At 53.8% G+C, this 4,257-nt stretch carries 3 protein-coding genes; all 3 read left to right on the top strand.

The features are described from left to right. The coding region (gene alr, locus Q0X57_RS07730) for an alanine racemase (protein WP_297729853.1) at nucleotides 1–1,771 on the top strand (1,771 nt) is incomplete at its 5' end. A 143-nt stretch (nucleotides 1,772–1,914) separates the two neighbouring features. After that, nucleotides 1,915–2,820, top strand: coding sequence for a glutamate formimidoyltransferase (gene ftcD / locus Q0X57_RS07725; RefSeq protein WP_297113719.1), 906 nt, complete (start codon nucleotides 1,915–1,917; stop codon nucleotides 2,818–2,820). Nucleotides 2,821–2,927: 107 nt separating this feature from the next. Continuing rightward, complete coding sequence (gene hutI / locus Q0X57_RS07720; protein WP_297729851.1) at nucleotides 2,928–4,202, top strand: imidazolonepropionase; 1,275 nt, start codon at nucleotides 2,928–2,930, stop codon at nucleotides 4,200–4,202. Nucleotides 4,203–4,257: the final 55 nt, after the last annotated feature.

The following is a 4,257-nucleotide window of genomic DNA, read 5'->3' as shown; positions in this document are numbered from 1 at the left end:
CCTCACGCCTGGCAAAGCTTACTACCATGTCTCCTACAGCCACTCAGGTGACGACACCACAACCATCACTGCTCAGCATGCGGACGAGAGCAGCACGGTGACCATTCCCTTTGCGGATCAAGCTTCTATACAAAATGCTACGCACTGTCTCTGTCTCATTGGTCTTCTGCCACTTACCACGGCTCAGCGCCAGGCGGTGCTAGCTCGCTTTGAGACACTCGAGGCGATCGAGATGAGACTGGAGGTCAAGGAGGGGCAGGCGGGCAATCGCCTAATCAACGACGCTTACAATAACGATATCAATTCGCTTCGCATTGCGCTTGACTTTCAGAAGCAGCGCACGGCTACTTCGCATCAGCAGGCGGTGATCATTCTCTCCGACATCCTACAGAGTGCCCAGCTACCACGAGACCTTTACAAGCAGGTGGGTGAGATGATTGCACAGTATCCCCACACACTCTTCATCGGTGTGGGACGGGAGCTGTGCAACTATCAGGACTACTTCCAGAGGAGTGGGGAGGGGAAGACCGCCTTCTACGAGACGACCGACCAACTTCTTGCCGATGACCTCCTCAGCACCATCACTTATGCGGAGATTTTGGTCAAAGGAGCTAGACAATTCCAGTTTGAGCGTATCGTACAGCACCTAGCGAAGCAGGTTCACGAGACGACGCTAGAGATAGATCTCGAAGCTCTGGTAAACAATCTGAAAAGCTACAAGGCGCTCCTCTCACCCGAGACACGTATCATCGTCATGGCCAAGGCGCAGGGCTACGGTATCGGAGCTTACGAACTAGCCAAGGCTCTGGAGCAGCAAGACCTCGCAGCGCTAGCGGTGGCGCTGGCGGACGAGGGCAAGGAACTACGCAGCAAAGGAATCCTCCTGCCGATCATCGTGATGAATCCCGAGGTCGAGGCTTTTGAGGTGATGACGCAGAGTCGCCTAGAGCCAGAGATCTACAACGAGCGCATCCTCCGAGAGTTTGCCCGCCACGTGGAGCGTCAGGGACTGAGCCACTATCCTGTTCACATCGAGCTAGACACGGGTATGCACCGTACGGGCTTCACGCCAGACAGAGCGACCCTAGAGCATCTCGCTCAGACGCTTCACGAGGTGGAGCCACTGATACGGGTGCAGAGTATCTTTACGCACTTGGCGGCCGCCGATGAACCGACGATGAGCGACTTTACGGAGCTGCAGTTTGCCCTCTATGACGAGGGTGCCGACTACCTTACCAGTCAGCTCTCCTATCGTCCTCTACGCCATGTCCAAAACACGGCTGGCATAGAGCGGTACAACCATCATCACTACGATATGGCTCGTCTAGGAGTAGGACTCTATGGAATCAGTGCTACGGGTTGTCTCACCCTCGAGCCTGTCGCTAAGCTACGTACCACGCTCCTGCAGATCAAAACTATCCCTGACGGGGAGACTATCGGCTATGGACGACGTGGACAGGTCGCTCCTGGCGGGCAGATTGGTATCATCCCGATTGGCTATGCCGACGGCTATGATAGGCGCTTCAGCTGTGGCGTGGGGAGCGTTATGATCCACGACACGCTTTGTCCGATTGTGGGCAACGTCTGTATGGACACTTGTATGGTCGATCTCACGGCACTCCAGGGAAAGGTCGCAGAGGGTGATGAGGTAATCATCTTCGGCGTGCCAGGCTTGCAGGTGAGTGACCTCGCAGAGCGCATCGGCACCATACCATATGAGGTGATTTCCAAGCTTTCGCCTCGCATCAAGCGTACTTACTACAAGAGCTAACGCGCCCTTTGGTATGCAGCTCCTATCCGAAAGAGCTTGACAGGGCTTCAAATAATCAGTAACTTAGCGAAATATTTCAGGAGACCTATCAAAAAGGCTTACCAAGATATCAAAACACAACACTATAATAAGTAGATAATACAATGGCTATTCAGACAAAGATCGTAGAGTGTGTCCCCAACTTTAGCGAGGGACGTGACAAAGCAAAGATTGAGCAGATCGTACAACCCTTTAGAGAGACTAAGGGCGTCAAGCTCCTAGACTACAGTAATGACGAGGATCACAACCGCTGCGTGGTAACCGTTATGGGCGAGCCTGAGGCTGTCCGCAAGTCTGTCCTCGCTGCTGTTGAGGTCGCTGTAAAGGTCATCGATATGACCAAGCACGAGGGGCAACATCCACGTATGGGCGCTGTCGATGTTATCCCCTTTATCCCCATTCGCAATATGGAGATGGAGGAGGCTATCGAGCTCTCTAAGGAGGTCGGCAAGGAGATCGGCGAGCGCATCGGTGTACCCGTCTTCCTCTATGAGAAGAGCGCTACAGCTCCTCATCGTGAGAACCTCGCTAAGATCCGCAAGGGACAGTTCGAGGGGATGGCTGAGAAGATCCACGAGGACGAGTGGCACCCAGACTTCGGTCCAGCTGACATTCACCCCACAGCAGGCGTTGTAGCTGTCGGTGCTCGTATGCCTCTCGTCGCTTACAATGTCAACCTCAATACTGCAGACCTTTCTATCGCTGATGCCATCGCTAAGAAGGTACGTCACATCGGTGGCGGTCTACGCTTCTGCAAGGCTATGGGCGTAGAGCTGACTGACCGACACATCGTACAGGTCTCTATGAACCTCACCGACTACACCAAGACAGCCGTCTATCGTGCTCACGAGATGGTACGTATGGAGGCTCGTCGCTACGGTGTCGAGATCGTTGGCGCTGAGGTCATCGGCCTCGTGCCTATGAAGGCGCTCATCGACTGCGCTGAGTACTACCTCGGCATTGAGAACTTCTGCGAGACCCAGATCCTAGAGCTCCGCATGATGGAGTAGTTCAAATAGAGCGTTTCACCAACTAGAGAGTAGAGTCTCTAGGACAGCTAGTACGACTAGTATCCATAGAAAGCCTAGAAACTCTACTCTCTAACTTCTAAAATCTAATGTCCAATCTCTACCTATACAATATCGGTCAGATCGTGACCCGTCCAGGTTCCACCGCACAGCACGGTGCTGAGGCGATGCGTCAGCTCGGAGTCATCGAGGGACCAGCCGCCATCATCGTACGACAAGGCAAGATAGCCTTCGTCGGGACTATGCAAGAAGCCGAATTAGTAGACCACACAGACTGTGTCGCTTATGACGCTCAGGGAGGGTGCGTCCTGCCAGGCTTCGTTGACAGTCACACCCACCTCATCTTCGGAGGCTACCGTGAGGATGAGTTCCAGTGGCGACTAGCTGGTGATAGCTATATGAGCATTATGGAGCGTGGCGGTGGTATAGCCAACACGATGAAGGCGACCCGTAGCGCAACGGCTGAAGAGCTTACCCAGCGTGCCTCTGCGCATCTAGACGCTATGCTATCTATGGGCGTTACAACCGTTGAGGCTAAGAGTGGCTACGGTATGGAGCTCGATACGGAGATCAAGCAGCTAGAGGTCATTCGGACGCTACAGAAGCAGCACCCGATAGACCTCTACCCCACCTTTATGGGAGCACACGACACACCGCCCGAGTACAAAGGTCGTTCCACAGACTTCATCCACTACCTCTGTGACACAGTTATGCCAGTAGTCGTAGAGCGAGGCTTGGCAGAGTGTTGTGACATCTTTACTGAGCAAGGAGTCTTCGACCATGAGCAGACACGCATCCTCTTGACTCGTGCTAAGGAGCTAGGGCTCAAGACCAAGATGCACGCTGACGAGATCGTGTCCTTTGGAGGAGCAGAGCTAGCAGCCGAGCTAGGATGTCTCTCTGCAGACCACTTACTACAGATATCTGACAAGGGGATCCAAGCATTAGCGCAGAGCGACACCGTAGCTACCTGTCTCCCCTGTACAGCCTTCAGCCTTGGCGAAAAGTATGCGCCAGCACGTCGTATGATTGATGCTGGCTGTGCTGTAGCCGTTGCTTCCGACCTCAACCCTGGGAGTTGCTTTAGCTCCTCCATCCCACTTATGTTCGCTCTAGCGACCATCTATATGGGCATGACCGTTGAGGAGGCGGTCACAGCACTCACGCTCAATGGCGCAGCTGCCATCGGCCGTGCAGATCAGATAGGAAGCATCGAAGTAGGCAAGGTGGGAGACCTAGCACTCCTGCGGTTCCCCTCGTACAAGTTCCTCTCCTACCACTTTGGTGTCAACCTCGTACGAGCCACCATCAAGGCGGGAACCATTTACGAAAACAAACTTGTGACACCTGACCCCAACGTCTAGCACTCTGGCAGGGCTAGTCCTGACCTAACTAATTAACTAACAAACAATCTCAATC

Origin of the sequence: uncultured Porphyromonas sp., assembly GCF_947254915.1 — a bacterium.
GTDB lineage: Bacteria > Bacteroidota > Bacteroidia > Bacteroidales > Porphyromonadaceae > Porphyromonas.
Note: the sequence above shows the minus strand (reverse complement) of the source record. Positions and strands in the feature narration are given on the sequence as shown.

Bases quoted from the DNA above. Each gene is read 5' to 3' on its own strand.
- ftcD (WP_297113719.1), top strand. From the start codon at position 1,915: ATGGCTATTCAGACAAAGATCGTAGAGTGTGTCCCCAACTTTAGCGAG.
- hutI (WP_297729851.1), top strand. From the start codon at position 2,928: ATGTCCAATCTCTACCTATACAATATCGGTCAGATCGTGACCCGTCCA.